The sequence below is a fragment of the Arthrobacter sp. TJ-58 genome (assembly GCF_058269295.1).
Genome location: NZ_JBZCNM010000003.1, coordinates 580,682 through 595,131 on the forward strand (window position 1 = coordinate 580,682; position 14,450 = coordinate 595,131).

Genomic DNA, 14,450 nt, shown 5'->3' on the forward strand with positions numbered 1-14,450 from the left:
TGCTTCGGGTCCGGGTCCGACGCCGGAGAAGGGCGAACCGGGGCCTGGCCTGCAGCGCAGGCCAGGCCCCGCCGTCGTCCTGCCGCTTGTCCGGGAGCGGGGGCAGCACGCGCTAGATTAGAGGGGAGCAGTATTTCCCTCATTTGTCCCAGCATGAATGCAGCCACCGGCTGCAGAAACGGATTCCCAGCGTGGTCCTTCGACTTTCCACTCTTTTCCTGCGCACTTTGCGCGACGACCCCTCCGACGCGGACGTCGCCAGCCACCGCCTGCTGGTGCGTGCCGGCTACATCCGCCGCGCCGCCCCCGGCATCTACTCGTGGCTGCCGCTGGGCCTGCGCGTCCTGAACAAGGTGGAGACCATCATCCGCGAGGAAATGGCCGCCATCGGAGCCCAGGAAGTGCACTTCCCGGCCCTGCTCCCGCGCGAACCGTACGAAGCCACCAACCGCTGGACCGAATACGGAGACAATCTCTTCCGGTTGCAGGACCGCAAGGGCGGGGACTACCTGCTGGCTCCCACCCACGAGGAAATGTTCGCGCTGCTGGTCAAGGACCTCTACAGCTCCTACAAGGACCTGCCGGTCTCACTGTTCCAGATCCAGAACAAGTACCGTGACGAAGCCCGCCCCCGCGCCGGCTTGCTGCGCGGCCGCGAATTCATCATGAAGGATTCCTACTCCTTCGACATTGACGACGAGGGCCTGGAGGCCAGTTACCAGGCGCACCGCGGCGCCTACCTGCGCATCTTCGAGCGCCTCGGCCTGGAAATTGTGGTTGTCTCCGCAGTCTCCGGTGCAATGGGAGGTTCCAAGAGCGAAGAGTTCCTGCACCCGACTCCGGTGGGCGAAGACACCTACGTGCGTTCCGCCGGCGGCTATGCAGCCAACGTTGAAGCCGTCACCACCGTGGCCCCGGCCGAGATCGACTACGCCGCTGCTCCGGCCGCGCAGGTGGTGGACACCCCGAACACTCCCACCATCGAAACCCTGGTCGCCGAGGCCAACGCACGGTTCGGCCGCGAGTCCGGCGAATGGACTGCTGCCGACACCCTGAAGAACGTGGTCCTGGCCGTGACGCTGCCCACCGGCGAACGCCGGATCGTCGTCGTCGGCGTTCCCGGAGACCGCGCCGTGGACATCAAGCGCATCGAAGCGAACATCGCCGCGCATGTGGAAATCGGCGGCGAGCTCGAAGTTGAACCCGCCACCGACGAGGACATCAAGAAGCACCCCGGCCTGGTCAAGGGCTACATCGGCCCGGGACTGTCCCTCACCGAACCCGTCCTGGGCACAGAGTCCGCCACCGGCCTGCTGTACCTGGTGGATCCCCGCGTGGTCTCCGGCACCAGCTGGATCACCGGCGCCAATATCTCCGGCAAGCACGTGATCGGGCTGGTAGCCGGCCGCGACTTCACCTGGGACGGCGTCATAGAAGCCGTTGAGGTTCGTGAAGGCGACGAAGCTCCGGACGGAACCGGCCCGCTGGAAGCCGCCCGCGGAATCGAGATGGGCCACATCTTCCAGCTTGGACGCAAGTACGCCGAGGCGCTGGGCGTGAAGGTGCTGGACAAGAACGGCAAGCTGGTCACGGTCACCATGGGCTCCTACGGAGTGGGCGTTACCCGCGCCGTCGCCGCACTGGCCGAGTCCAACCACGATGACAAGGGCATTATCTGGCCGCGCGCCGTCGCCCCGGCCGATGTCCATGTTGTTGCCACCGGACGCGGTGACGAGATCTTCGAGGCGGCTGCCAAGCTGTCCGAAGAACTCGAAGCCGCGGGACTGGAAGTCATTTACGATGACCGTCCCAAGGTCTCCCCGGGCGTGAAGTTCGGTGACGCCGAGCTCATCGGCGTTCCCACCATTCTGGTGGTTGGCCGCGGCCTGGCCGACGGCGTCGTAGAGGTCAAGGACCGCGCCACCGGCATCGCCGAAAACGTGCCCGTGGCTGAAGCGGTGGAGTACGTCCGCCGCGCAGCTGCACAGTAACGGCGCAGCGTGGTCTCCGGTCTCGAGGAGATTCAGCTCGCCACCATCCTCCTTGTGGTGGTGGCGGGCCTTGCCGCAGGCTGGATCGACGCCGTCGTGGGAGGCGGGGGGCTGCTGCAGCTTCCCGCCCTGCTGCTGATTCCGGGGATCACGCCGGTCCAGGCGCTGGCCACCAACAAGATGGGTTCCATCTTCGGCACCACCACCAGCGCCGTCACGTACTACCGCCGCGCCCACCCGGACCTGAAGACGGCGCTGCCCATGGCCGCCGTCGCGCTGCTGGGCAGCTTCGGGGGAGCGGCCCTGGCCGTCTCCCTGCCGTCGTCGCTCTTCAAGCCCATCATCGTGGTGGCGCTGATCGCCGTGGCAATCTTTACGGCGCTGCGTCCCACGGTGGGGGAGCTAACCAAACTGCGGCACACCGGACGCCGGCACTACGGCACGGCAGTCGGCATCGGCCTGGCCATCGGGTTCTATGACGGTCTGATCGGGCCCGGGACCGGATCCTTTTTGATCATCGCCATGGTCACCTTCCTGGGCTACAACTTCCTGGCCGCGAGCGCCAAGGCGAAGATCGTGAACATGGCGACCAACCTCGGTGCCCTCGCATTCTTCCTGCCCAACGGCGCCCTGCTCTGGGGCGTGGGACTCATCCTCGGTGTTGCCAACATGGTCGGCGGCTACCTTGGTGCACGGATGGCTGTAAAGCAGGGCAGCAAGTTCATCCGCGTCGTGTTCCTGGTGGTGGTGGGCGCGCTGATCTGCAAGCTCGGTTACGACGTGTGGGTGGAAAACATCAGGGCATAACCGCCCGCCGCATTACCCGGCGACGGCGGCAGCCACCCACACTGAACGGTCGGCGTCGGCCCGCTGGCCGTTCCGGATGTAGTCCAGGGCGTTCTCCACTTCCCGCAGCACACTCCACTGCCGGGCAATGTCATAATCCAGCCCCGCCGCGCTGCACAGCCGCTCCAGCCGGCCGCGCAGATCCGCCTGCGGCCGGTTCTGATCCAGCTCCTCCATCCGGTTCCACAGCATCGGAGCGGCAGCAAATTCGGCCTCCCCGATCATGGCCTGGGGATCGATGGCCACGAATCCCTGCCCGGCGGATGAGCCGTGGTTCCGGTACAGGATGTTTTCAAAGTGCAGGTCCGTGTGGACCAAAACGTCATTGCTGCTGCGGCGGCCAACGGCGCCGCGGGTCTGGCAGACCTCCAGGGCAGCCTCCAGCAGGGTCCGTTCAAAGGGCCGGCCCAGGTCCTCCCAGTCCGCGGGCAGCTCATCGGAGAGCTGTTCCACCCGTTCGGCCAGCGGCGGGATCGCGGCCCACAGCGGGGATTCCGTGACGGGGAGGGAGAGTTTGCGCATCACGGCTCCCCACGCCTCCACTGCGGTTTCCATATCCGTGCTGCGCAGGTCCCGCCGGTGGTCGAGCCGTTCCAGCAGCAGGGTGCCGCTGGAGGAATCGCTGGCGTGCAGGTGCACGGCGCCGTTGCCTGCCCACAACGCCAGCGCGGGGGCCTCTGTCAGCGCTTCCGCGTGCGGAAAGGCAACTTTCAGGACCGCAGGACCCCGGGGTGAGTGCACCGGGAGGACCAGGGCTCCGTGGCCATGCCACGGCTCGGCACCGCGAGGAAGATCCGGCGCTGCCTCCCACCGCTCCAGCGCCTCGGAAATGACGGCAGGCAGTCCCGCCAGCCAGTTCCGTCCTGCCCGGGTACGGCCATAGCGCTGCGCAAGCGCACCGGGGATGCGGATGGGAAAGGGCATGGTCATCGGCCAGGAGGCGCCGGCGGGTACGGGAGTCCGGCGGGCTCAGCGTCGAGCCCCGGAGCAGCCGGTACGGGGACAGCGGAAACGCCCGAACCGGACTCAGCAAGGACATCGGCGGCTGCTGTGTCCGCGTACAGGTCCGCACTGACCTGCACCAGGCGCTCCGCAGCCAAGGCGCGGACGCTTCCACTGCTCAAGGCGGCCAAATCTGCGTAAACGCCGGGAAGGGATCCTTCCAGCGCCGCCAGGGCAGCGGCCGGGTCCAGGGCGAACGACGGCGGCAGGGAGTAAGCAGGCACCGGAGTCAGCGCCGGCAGGCAGAACTGCGGCAGCAGCTGGACAGCGAGGGCGCCTGCCGCCACATGACCGTTTCGCGCTTCGCGAAGTGAGGCGCGTCCGGCCGCATCCGGAGTGCGTGCCATCGCCACCTCGTAGGCGTAAGCGGCGCCGTATTCAGCGTCGACGGCACCCTGGAGGGCTCCGGCCGCATCAGGACCGCTCTGCGCTTCGGCCGGAACCGAACCATCCGGCTCCCCGCGGCAGCTGCCGTCCGAAGCGGGATCCGAATCCTTGTCCGGGGCCGGCCCCGGAGCGGGTGCCGGTGTCCAAGCTTCCGGTGCGGGCAGTCCTGCGGCACCGGCGGCCCGGACGGCCAAAACCTGCTGGGCCGCACCGGTGGAAGCAAGCAGGCGCGCGGTGCCGCCGTCGGCCCGCAGCGCCGCATCCAAGCTGGCCCGGGCGGACTCGGCAAGTGCCGAAACGTACTCATCGGCAGCTCCGGCGTGCGCTTCCGGGGACGGGAGCGTGAAGGCGGGGGTTCCGTCCCGCAGGCTTTCGGGCGAGGCAAGGAGCGCTGACTGTTCAGCGAGGGTTCCCGCCTGGGTGGTGGCCTCGGCGGCCAGGGTCTGTGCGTCCTGAGTCTGTGCGTCCTGAGGTGCGGCGGACTCCGCAGGGCCCCCGGATAGCTCCCGGGCCAGCCGGGAGAGCTCGGCTGCGGAAGCGCGTGCGTCGGCCAGTGCAATCTCCGAAAAGCCGGCGGGCCGGTCCTTGGAGGTGTTGGTTCCGGCGGCGAGGTTGAAACTGAGGACCACGGCGGCCAGGACAGCCAGCAAAGTGGTACGCCTCACCCCGCCCAGGACCGTCGTCGCCCGTCCGGCGCGGCCGGCCGCGGGCTCTGCACGGTTCGGGGGCTTCTTCACTACATCTGATGATGCCATGAAACGAGCCCCCATCAGCGGCGATGCCGTAGGGACTCAGGAATGTCGGTACGCTAGTAGGTACAACATCATCTAGTGGGAGGCACCTATGGCGGTTCGGCCCAGCCCCAAAAAAGACACGTCATCGGATTACCGCAAGAAGGCCATGCACGCAGAAATAACCGCTGAAACCCAGCGCCTCAAGAACTTCCTTGCTCCCACGGTTGAACAGCAGCAGCTTTTCCTCGAGGACATCGAGATCAAAATGGCCGGTGCCACCCGCACCGTGCACGTCATTGTGGACCTTCCCGAGGGACAGGCCGGAGGCGTCAGCCTGGACCGGATCTCCGACGTTGCGCACGCCGTATCGGAAGCCATGGACGCCGATCCCAATGACGACGGGCGCGCGTACAACTTGGAGGTTTCCTCTCCCGGTGTATCGCGTCCCCTGACGGAACCGCGCCACTGGCGGCGCAACGTGGGACGCATGGTCCGGGTAAACCTGGTGGCCGGCGATGACATCATGGGCCGTTTGGTCTCCGTGGAAGAGAACGGCATCACCCTGATACCGGAACTGCCGGTGAAAAAGGGCATGAAGGCCAAGCAGGGCGCGCAGACCACTGTGCCGTTCAGCAACATCCGCAAAGGACGCGTCGAAGTCGAATTCGCGCATATTGACGACGTACCGCTGGACGGCCCTGCCGACAGCGATGAAGAAACCACAGCTGAGGAGGCCTAAATGGATATTGATATGAGTGCGCTGAGGCTGCTGGAACGCGAACGGGAGATCCCTCTGGATCTGTTGATTCCGACCATTGAGCAGGCGCTTTTGGTGGCTTACCACAAGACGTCCGGTGCGCAGGACAAAGCCCGCGCCGAACTGGACCGCAAGAATGGCCACGTCACGATCTGGGCCACGGAAGTGGACGACGACGGCGAGCCCGTGGGTGAGTTTGACGACACCCCCACCGGTTTTGGCCGGATCGCTGCCAGCACTGCCCGGCAGATCATCCTGCAGCGGCTGCGCGACGTCGAAGACGACGCCATCGTGGGGGAGTTCAAGGGCCGCGAGGGTGAAATCGTCTCCGGACAGATCCAGCAGGGCAACAACCCGCACATGATCCAGGTGAACCTGGGTGCCGTGGAAGCGCTCCTGCCTCCCACCGAGCAGGTGCCGGGCGAGAAGTACACGCACGGCTCCCGGCTGCGCGCCTTCGTCGTTGATGTGCGCCGCGGCTTCAAGGGCCCGTCCATTACGCTGTCCCGGTCCCACCCGGGCCTGGTGCGCAAGCTCTTTGAGCTGGAGGTCCCCGAAATCGCGGACGGCAGCGTGGAAATTGTGGCCCTGGCCCGCGAAGCCGGCCACCGCACCAAGATCGCTGTGAAGGGCAACGTTCCGGGCATCAACGCCAAGGGTGCCTGCATCGGAGAAATGGGTTCGCGCGTCCGTGCGGTCATGACCGAACTCCACGATGAAAAGATCGACATCGTGGACTTCAGCGAGGACCCGGCAACCTTCATTGCCAACTCCCTGTCGCCGTCGCGCGTCAACTCCGTGACCATCACGGATGAGGACACCCGCTCAGCGCAGGTTGTGGTTCCCGACTACCAGCTCTCGCTGGCAATCGGCAAGGAAGGGCAGAATGCCCGCCTGGCAGCCAAGCTGACGGGCTGGCGCATCGACATCGTTTCCGACGCGAAGACCGCCTAAGCAGGCAGGTCGGCGCGTGGATGCGGCACACGGAGAGAAACGCGTTAGAATGGACAAGGCCGGGTCACCGTCCGCTTTCTTTTTGTCCCCTGCAGCCTCAGGCGCTGCAGCGCATGTCCCGCAGAGGACGTGCATTGGGTGCAGGAAAACGGATGACCAGGCTGTACTGATGCGGCTGGTGGCCGTGAACACGGAAGGCAAAACTGCCGTCCGCGTTGACGAAAACCGCCGCATGTCTGGCCGCGGCGCCTGGGTGCACCGCGGGACAGCATGCTTTGCAGCAGCGCTTCGGCGACGCGCGTTCAACCGGGCCTTCAGGGGTCCGGTTGACACTGCGGACGCGGAAGCTTGGTTCAAGGCTCTTGAGCACGCTCCGACCGGGAGCGGACTCGAAACCGTCCAACCTGGAAGCGGGTCAGCAATCTGATGGAAACCCGATGAGTACCCAGCGATGAGTACACAACGATGAGTGCTTTGTTGTGCTCTGTGATGGGCTTTGCTGCGACTGCAGTGGAAGCCCGCAGGAAATAGACGGTTCGTACCTGGCTCGGTGCGGACCGAGACAGGAGAAATGTGGCCAAGGTCCGCGTACACGAGCTCGCCAAAGAGCTCGGCATCACCTCGAAGGACGCAGTTGCAAAACTGCAGGAGCTGGGCGAATTCGTCCGTTCCGCTTCATCAACAATTGAGGCACCCGTAGTCAAGAAACTTCGCGGCGCCTTCCCGGCGTCCGAATCGAAGTCCGATTCCAAGCCCGCGGCATCCGCAGGCACCCCCGGTCCCCGCCCGTCGGCAGCACCCGCTGCTCCGGCACCGGCGGCGCCCACCCCCGCCGCATCGGCTCCGGCAGCTCCGGCTCCCGCGGCACCGGCTCCGGCAGCTTCAGCTGCTCCGGCACCGGCGGCACCCGCCCCGGCAGCACCCGCTTCGGCTCCGGAGGCTCCGGCCCCCGCTGCGCAGAAGCCTGCCGCTGCTCCGACGTCGGGCGCCAAGCCCGGTGCCCGTCCGGCTCCCAAGGCCCCCGAGGCTGAAAAGCCTGCTGCTTCCGCCGAAACCGGCACCCGCAGCAACGCTCCCCGTCCGGGTGCACCGCGTCCCGCGGCACGTCCGGGCAACAACCCGTTCGCCCCTTCGCAGGGCATGCCGCGACCCCGCGGCCGCGGCGAGAACGACCGGGGAACCGGCGCACCGCGTCCGGGTAACAACCCGTTTGCTCCGTCCCAGGGAATGCCCCGTCCGGGCCGTCGTGACGAGAACACCGAGCGTCCGGCAGCAGCCGGCGCCGGCGGTCCCCGTCCGGCAGCAGGTTCCGGCGGACCGCGTCCGGGCGCCCCGCGTCCCGGCGCACCCCGTCCGGGCGCCCCGCGTCCGGCATCGGCACGTCCCGCCGGCCCCGGCGGTCCTCGTCCGACTCCGGGCATGATGCCCAACCGCACCGAGCGTCCGGCAGCCCCGGCACGCGGCGGTGCCGGCGGCGGTCCCCGCAGGGGACCGGGCGGCGCTCCGGGCGGAGCTCCAGGTGCAGGCGGCGGCGCACCCGTTGGCGGCGGCTTCGGCAAGGGCGGCCGCGGACGCGGCGGCACTGCCGGTGCTTTCGGCAAGGGCGGCGCAGGACGCGGCAAGCAGCGCAAGTCGAAGCGGGCAAAGCGGCAGGAACTGGAGCAGATGTCAGCTCCGTCGCTGGGCGGCGTTTCGGTGCCCCGCGGTGACGGCAACACTGTTGTCCGTCTGCGCCGCGGTGCGTCCATTACGGACTTCGCCGACAAGATTGAGGCAAACCCGGCAGCACTGGTGACCGTACTGTTCCACCTCGGTGAAATGGCAACGGCTACTCAGTCCCTGGACGAAGAGACGTTCGGCGTCCTGGGTTCGGAACTGGGCTACAAGATCCAGGTTGTCTCGCCGGAAGACGAAGAGCGCGAACTGCTGAGCACCTTCGACATCGACTTCGATGCCGAGCTGGAAGCAGAAGGCGATGAAGACCTCGAGGCACGTCCTCCGGTAGTCACCATCATGGGTCACGTTGACCACGGTAAGACGCGCCTGCTGGATGCCATCCGCAACACCAAGGTGGTTGAAGGTGAAGCCGGCGGCATCACCCAGCACATCGGTGCCTACCAGATCCAGTTCGATCACGAGGGCACTACGCGTCCGATCACCTTCATTGACACCCCGGGCCACGAGGCGTTCACCGCCATGCGTGCACGTGGTGCGAAGGTGACCGACATCGCCGTCCTGGTTGTCGCAGCCGACGACGGCGTCATGCCGCAGACGATTGAAGCGCTGAACCACGCCCAGGCAGCAGATGTGCCGATCGTGGTCGCAGTGAACAAGATCGATAAGGAAGGCGCCAACCCGGAGAAGGTCCGCGGCCAGCTGACCGAATACGGCCTGGTTCCCGAAGAATACGGTGGCGACACCATGTTCGTAGAGGTCTCTGCCCGCCAGAACCTCAACATTGACGCCCTGCTCGAGGCCGTGCTGCTCACCGCAGACGCTGCCCTGGACATGCGCGCCAACCCGAACAAGGACGCCCGCGGTATCGCCATCGAAGCGAACCTGGACAAGGGCCGCGGTGCAGTTGCCACCGTTCTGGTCCAGTCCGGAACGTTGAAGGTCGGCGACACGATCGTGGCGGGAACGGCCCACGGCCGCGTCCGTGCCATGTTCGACGAGAACGGCGAAAACGTCACCGAAGCCGGACCTTCCCGTCCGGTGCAGGTGCTGGGTCTGTCCAACGTTCCCCGCGCCGGTGACACGTTCTTCGTGACCGACGACGAGCGCACCGCCCGCCAGATCGCTGAAAAGCGTGAAGCAGCGGACCGCAACGCCGCCCTGGCCAAGCGCCGCAAGCGCATCAGCCTCGAAGACTTCGATCAGGCTGTGGCTGACGGCAAGGTCGACACCCTCAACCTCATCCTCAAGGGTGACGTTTCGGGTGCCGTGGAAGCTCTGGAAGACTCGCTGCTCAAGATCGACGTTGGCGAAGGCGTGCAGCTGCGCGTCATCCACCGCGGCGTCGGTGCCATCACGCAGAACGACGTCAACCTGGCGACTGTGGACAACGCAGTCATCATTGGCTTCAACGTCAAGCCGGCCGAGCGCGTTGCCGACCTGGCAGAGCGTGAAGGCGTGGACATGCGCTTCTACTCCGTCATCTACGCAGCAATCGATGACATTGAGCTTGCACTCAAGGGCATGCTCAAGCCCGAGTACGAAGAGGTCCAGCTCGGCACCGCCGAGGTCCGCGAAGTCTTCCGTTCCTCCAAGTTCGGAAACATCGCCGGCTCGATCGTCCGCTCCGGTGTTATCCGGCGCAACGCCAAGGCACGGGTCACCCGTGACGGCAAGGTCATCGGTGACAACCTCACCGTTGAGTCGCTCAAGCGGTTCAAGGACGACGCCACCGAGGTCCGCACGGACTTCGAGTGCGGTATCGGCCTGGGCTCGTTCAACGACGTCAACCAGGGCGACATCATCGAGACCTTCGAAATGCGGGAGAAGCCGCGCGTCTAGCAGTACCCTGCGGGGCCGCCGGTATTCCGGCGGCCCCGCCCCGGCGGGAGGGCCAGCAGCCATGGTGCGGCTGGCCTCCGCCGAGGTCGGCCCGGCTTCCGGATTGCTCCGGTCCTGCCCGCCGACACATGACGCACACGACTGACCGGCCTCCGCCGTCGTCGTGCTGCGACCCATAAAACTTAGTTAAGGAGAGGTAATGGCAGATCCAGCACGCGCTGCAAAGCTCGCTGACCGAATCAAGGTTGTAGTTGCCCAGGCGCTGGAACGGCGGATCAAGGATCCCCGGCTGGGGTTTGTGACCCTCACTGACGCCCGTGTCACCAACGACCTGCAGCACGCCACGCTGTATTACACAGTTTTCGGCGATGAAGCCCAGCAGGCAGACACCAAGGCAGCACTGGAGTCCGCCCGCGGTATCCTGCGCGCCGAGGTCGGCAAGAACATCACCGTGCGCCTGACGCCCACGCTGGAATTCGTCCCTGACGAGATCCCCGTGAACGCCAGCCACCTTGAGGAACTGATCCGGGCCGCCAAGGCCCGCGATGCAGAGCTGGAGGCCCTCAAGAAGGGCGCCACCTATGCCGGCGACGCTGACCCGTACCGCAAGGACGAGGACTTCGAAGACGACGACGAAGCCGACGAGGAAACTCAGGCCGGCTCCGACGCCAAGTAGGCTTTTCGCGCATCAGACAAAGAGGACGGTTTCCCTGCGGGGGAGCCGTCCTTTTTGCTGTGACCCCTCGCTGCCGGGCCGGCGGAGAGCTGGTTCAACCGGCGGCTCCACGGGCGGGGCGGATCCTTCGTGCAGTTCCCGGGCTCATACGGGGGTCGGCAGATTCCTTCGTGCAGTTCCCGGGCTCAAAGGCACGTTTTGGAGACGAATAAGCCCCATATCTGCCCGAAGGATCGCACCATGCCCCGTGATCTGCACGAAGGATTGCGCGAGCCCCTGATGGGCCCGACTGTCGAGTTCGTGCGGTAATGCTGCATCCACTGACGCGACGATGGCCTTCTGAGGCTCCGGAAGCGGCACTATCTCTACACTCGGGGCATCAGGAACATCAGGAACATCAGGAACATCTGGGGCAGCCGGGGTCCCGCCGCGGCGCCGGAAGCGCCGGGCACGTGGTAATTATTTCGCCTCGGGCACGGTGAGATCGGAAGGGGCGGCGGGGCCGGCGCGGTCCGGAAGCCGTCCCAGCCCGGTCACCAGCTCCTCGCGGGATCCGCACAGGGCAATCCGGATCCACCCTTCGCCGATGGAGCCGAAGGCGGTGCCCGGAGCCACGGCAACTCTCTGCTCGGCGAGGAACTTCCGCGACCACGCCCGTACGTCGCCCGCCGATGCATGGGAGACGTCCGCCCAGAGGTAGAACGCGCCCTGAGCTTTCAGATACGGAATTCCCTTGGCATCCAGGACGGCAGCGGCGGCGTCCCGGTTGGCCCGGTAGTGCTCGGCGGCTTCGCTGACGTAATCCTGCGGACCGGTCAGGGCAGCGAGAGCAGCGTACTGCGACGGCGAGGCCACGCAGGACACGATCGACTCCATGACAGTGCTCATCTGCGTTTCCAGGCCGGCCGGAGTGATCAGGGCACCGATCCGCAGGCCGGTCAGGCCGTAGGTTTTGGAAAGCGTAACGGACACGATGACGCGTTCCCCGCCGTCGGCCGGCGCATCGGAACCGGTCCCGGCGCCGTCGTACGCCAGCGGACTGACGTGGGGGACGTCGTAGGTGAACGCCTCGTAACACTCATCGGAAATGATCCACAGGTCCCGGCGGCGGGCGAGCCGGACCAGGTCCGCCACGAGGTCCGCGCTGAATACGGCGCCCAGCGGATTGGACGGGGAGTTCAGCAGCAGGACTCGGGTCCGCGGGGTAATCAGCGCCTCAATGTCGTCGATGCGCGGCTGGAAATCGTGTTCGGGGTACAGCGGATACTCCACCGGCGTCGCGTGCAGCAGCCGGGCCGTCATGGCGAAGGTGGGATAGCCGGGATTCGGAATGAGAATTTCATCGCCTGCGTCCAGCAGCATGCTCATGGCCAGGTGCAGGCCCTGCTGGGCGCCGGACGTCACAAAGGCCCGACCCGGGGCAACCTCGACACCGTTCTGCCGGCCGGCGCGCTCCGCGAAGGCTGCGCGCAGCGGCATGATGCCGGCGTTGGGGGTGTACCCGGTCTCGTCCCGGCCCAGCGTTGCGGCGGCGGCTTCGAGGATGTGCGGCGGTGTGGGAAAGCCGGGTTCGCCGATGCTGAGCACAATCGAATTCGGCTGCGCCCAGGCCGACTGGGTGATTTCCCGGATCTGGTTGGCGGACGCATTCCGGACGTGGGGTGAGAGCTCAGGCATCTGTGCATCGTATCGCCACTGCGGCGTCAGGAACCTTAGGCCGGGGCCGCATATACTGAAAGGCGTGAATTCCGGGCAGGTCCGTTCAGGGCTGATTATTGTGGACAAGCCGCAGGGATGGACCAGCCACGATGTGGTCGGCCGCCTGCGGAAACTAGCGGGAACCCGAAAAGTGGGGCATGCAGGGACATTGGATCCCATGGCCACCGGAGTGCTGGTGGTGGGCATTAACAAGGCCACCCGGCTGCTGACGTACATTGTGGGCACCTCCAAGACCTATGAAGCCACCATCCGGCTGGGCCAATCAACGGTCACCGATGATGCCGAAGGCGAGATCACGGCCGAGACCATTCCGGCTGCGGTCACCGACGAGGACATCATGGCAGCCGTCGCGGATTTGACCGGCGACATCCAGCAGGTCCCCAGCAGCGTGAGCGCCATCAAGGTCAACGGCGAGCGTTCCTACGCCCGCGTCCGCGCCGGGGGAGAGGTCAACCTGCCCTCCCGCCCGGTGACCGTGTCCCGCTTCGAGGTGCACGATATCCGCCGCGAACACGGCGGGAAACTGCGCGACGTCGACGTCACCGTTGACTGCTCCTCCGGTACCTACATCCGTGCGCTGGCACGCGACCTGGGAGCGGCCCTCGGCGTCGGCGGCCACCTGACCGCCCTGCGCCGCACCTGCGTGGGCCCGTACAGCCTGGAGCAGGCCGCCACGCTGGAGCAGCTGGCCACGGACCTTTCGGTCCTGGAGCTCGACGACGCCGCCCGGGCCCTGTTCCCGGTTCGTGAACTCAGCGACGCCGAAGCAGCCGATCTTTCCCACGGCCGCCGCATCCCGCCGTCGGACATTGCAGGCGTGGACGCCGCCACCCCGGTGGCCGCGTTTGCCCCCAGCGGCACGCTGGTGGGACTGCTGGAGAACAGGGGCCAGGCCACAGCGTCCTTCCCCGCCGCTTATGCCAAGGCCCTGCTGGTCTTCGCTCCGGGAAACGAGGCGGCGTAAGTGGTAGTCGACCCGCTGTTCATTGTGGGCACCGTCGTGTGCCTTGTATCGGTGGTGCTGTGCTTCGGTGCAGCCATCCTGAAGCACGGACCCAATGACCTCACCATTCTTTCCGTGGCGGCCGTGGAGCTCTTCCTCATCGTCTACGGTGTGGCTGCTGTTATCCGCCAGGTTGGCGGCGAAGGGGTTGCCGGAGAAGTCTGGGAGTTCTGGGGATACCTTTTCACTGCCCTCATCGTTCCGATCGGCGCAACGTGGTGGTCCCTCATGGACCGCAGCCGCTGGAGCAACCTTGTCCTTGGTGCCGTGGGCATCACGGTATTTGTCATGCTGTTCCGGATGGAACAGATCTGGGATGGAGCCCCCCTCGCATGAATGTGAATAAGTCCGAACAGGGTGCCGCCTCCGGCCAGGACGCGGCGCAGCCTGCAGCCCGCAACACCGGAGCAGGCCGCCTGCTGGTGGCTGTCTACGCGGTTTTTGCACTGTCCTCGACAGCCCGCGCCGTGTTCCAGATAGCCACCAAGTTTGACCAGGCGCCGCTGGCGTACCTGCTCTCTGCCCTGGCTGCCGTGGTCTACATCATTGCCACCGTGGGACTGTCCAAATCCGGGGCGTCGTCCTACCGGGTTTCAGTGGCCGCCGTCGGCATTGAAATGTTTGGTGTGCTGGCCGTGGGCATCTTCGGACTGGTGGATCCCGCCGCACTGCCCGATGACACCGTCTGGTCAGGGTTTGGAGCCGGATACGGCTACGTCCCGCTGATCCTTCCCGTGCTTGGCCTGTGGTGGCTTTACCGGCACCGGGCGGACGCGTCAGCCCGCGGCTGAGTCAACCCGCCTAAATCAACCCGCGGCACCCTGGCCGCCGGGATGCCTGATGCGTGAGACGATGGCAGAAGAAT

General features: G+C 66.2%; 13 protein-coding genes. 10 read left to right on the top strand and 3 right to left on the bottom strand.

From position 1 onward, the window contains the following. The first annotated feature begins 191 nt into the window (after positions 1 to 191). Complete coding sequence (locus AC4D2W_RS13000) at positions 192 to 1,991, top strand: proline--tRNA ligase (protein ID WP_490927316.1); 1,800 nt, start codon at positions 192 to 194, stop codon at positions 1,989 to 1,991. 9 nt (positions 1,992 to 2,000) lie between these two features. Beyond that, positions 2,001 to 2,798 (top strand): sulfite exporter TauE/SafE family protein, encoded by a 798-nt coding sequence (locus tag AC4D2W_RS13005; RefSeq protein WP_490927318.1) that lies wholly within the window; start codon positions 2,001 to 2,003, stop codon positions 2,796 to 2,798. A gap of 12 nt (positions 2,799 to 2,810) precedes the next feature. Here the strand turns inward: AC4D2W_RS13005 and AC4D2W_RS13010 are convergent, their stop codons facing one another. Next, the gene (locus AC4D2W_RS13010; protein ID WP_490927319.1) at positions 2,811 to 3,761 is read right to left on the bottom strand and encodes an aminoglycoside phosphotransferase family protein; all 951 of its coding nucleotides are present in this window, start codon (positions 3,759 to 3,761) and stop codon (positions 2,811 to 2,813) included. A gap of 2 nt (positions 3,762 to 3,763) precedes the next feature. Then, on the bottom strand, positions 3,764 to 4,981 hold the full coding sequence (locus tag AC4D2W_RS13015; RefSeq protein ID WP_490927320.1) for a DUF4439 domain-containing protein: 1,218 nt from the start codon (positions 4,979 to 4,981) through the stop codon (positions 3,764 to 3,766). 88 nt (positions 4,982 to 5,069) lie between these two features. Between AC4D2W_RS13015 and rimP the strand changes: the two genes are divergently transcribed. From rimP to rbfA, 5 genes are all read left to right on the top strand, one after another. After that, positions 5,070 to 5,699: a ribosome maturation factor RimP gene (gene rimP, locus AC4D2W_RS13020; RefSeq protein WP_490927322.1), complete on the top strand. Its 630-nt coding sequence runs from the start codon at positions 5,070 to 5,072 to the stop codon at positions 5,697 to 5,699. Then, positions 5,700 to 6,671, top strand: a complete 972-nt coding sequence (gene nusA, locus AC4D2W_RS13025; protein WP_490927323.1) for a transcription termination factor NusA — start codon at positions 5,700 to 5,702, stop codon at positions 6,669 to 6,671. It begins immediately after the preceding gene. Between the two features lie 49 nt (positions 6,672 to 6,720). Further along, complete coding sequence (locus AC4D2W_RS13030) at positions 6,721 to 7,098, top strand: YlxR family protein (RefSeq protein ID WP_490927324.1); 378 nt, start codon at positions 6,721 to 6,723, stop codon at positions 7,096 to 7,098. Between the two features lie 146 nt (positions 7,099 to 7,244). Next, complete coding sequence (gene infB, locus AC4D2W_RS13035; protein ID WP_490927325.1) at positions 7,245 to 10,187, top strand: translation initiation factor IF-2; 2,943 nt, start codon at positions 7,245 to 7,247, stop codon at positions 10,185 to 10,187. A gap of 199 nt (positions 10,188 to 10,386) precedes the next feature. Next, entirely contained in the window at positions 10,387 to 10,863 is a 477-nt protein-coding gene (rbfA, locus tag AC4D2W_RS13040) for a 30S ribosome-binding factor RbfA (protein WP_490927326.1), read from the top strand. A gap of 459 nt (positions 10,864 to 11,322) precedes the next feature. Here the strand turns inward: rbfA and AC4D2W_RS13045 are convergent, their stop codons facing one another. Next, a complete protein-coding gene (locus AC4D2W_RS13045; RefSeq protein WP_490927327.1) occupies positions 11,323 to 12,540 on the bottom strand; it encodes a pyridoxal phosphate-dependent aminotransferase in 1,218 nt (405 codons plus the stop codon). A 64-nt stretch (positions 12,541 to 12,604) separates the two neighbouring features. Between AC4D2W_RS13045 and truB the strand changes: the two genes are divergently transcribed. From truB to AC4D2W_RS13060, 3 genes are read left to right on the top strand one after another with little or no spacing between them, the layout of a single operon-like run. Further along, on the top strand, positions 12,605 to 13,546 hold the full coding sequence (truB, locus tag AC4D2W_RS13050; protein WP_490927328.1) for a tRNA pseudouridine(55) synthase TruB: 942 nt from the start codon (positions 12,605 to 12,607) through the stop codon (positions 13,544 to 13,546). Next, positions 13,547 to 13,921 (top strand): hypothetical protein, encoded by a 375-nt coding sequence (locus tag AC4D2W_RS13055; protein WP_490927329.1) that lies wholly within the window; start codon positions 13,547 to 13,549, stop codon positions 13,919 to 13,921. Beyond that, complete coding sequence (locus AC4D2W_RS13060) at positions 13,918 to 14,376, top strand: hypothetical protein (RefSeq protein WP_490927330.1); 459 nt, start codon at positions 13,918 to 13,920, stop codon at positions 14,374 to 14,376. Before AC4D2W_RS13055 ends, AC4D2W_RS13060 begins: the two co-directional genes overlap by 4 nt. Positions 14,377 to 14,450: the final 74 nt, after the last annotated feature.

Bases quoted from the DNA above. Each gene is read 5' to 3' on its own strand.
- rimP (WP_490927322.1), top strand. From the start codon at position 5,070: ATGGCGGTTCGGCCCAGCCCCAAAAAAGACACGTCATCGGATTACCGC.
- rbfA (WP_490927326.1), top strand. From the start codon at position 10,387: ATGGCAGATCCAGCACGCGCTGCAAAGCTCGCTGACCGAATCAAGGTT.
- AC4D2W_RS13010 (WP_490927319.1), bottom strand. From the start codon at position 3,761: ATGCCCTTTCCCATCCGCATCCCCGGTGCGCTTGCGCAGCGCTATGGC.
- AC4D2W_RS13030 (WP_490927324.1), top strand. From the start codon at position 6,721: ATGGACAAGGCCGGGTCACCGTCCGCTTTCTTTTTGTCCCCTGCAGCC.
- AC4D2W_RS13060 (WP_490927330.1), top strand. From the start codon at position 13,918: ATGAATGTGAATAAGTCCGAACAGGGTGCCGCCTCCGGCCAGGACGCG.
- nusA (WP_490927323.1), top strand. From the start codon at position 5,700: ATGGATATTGATATGAGTGCGCTGAGGCTGCTGGAACGCGAACGGGAG.
- AC4D2W_RS13045 (WP_490927327.1), bottom strand. From the start codon at position 12,540: ATGCCTGAGCTCTCACCCCACGTCCGGAATGCGTCCGCCAACCAGATC.
- AC4D2W_RS13015 (WP_490927320.1), bottom strand. From the start codon at position 4,981: ATGGCATCATCAGATGTAGTGAAGAAGCCCCCGAACCGTGCAGAGCCC.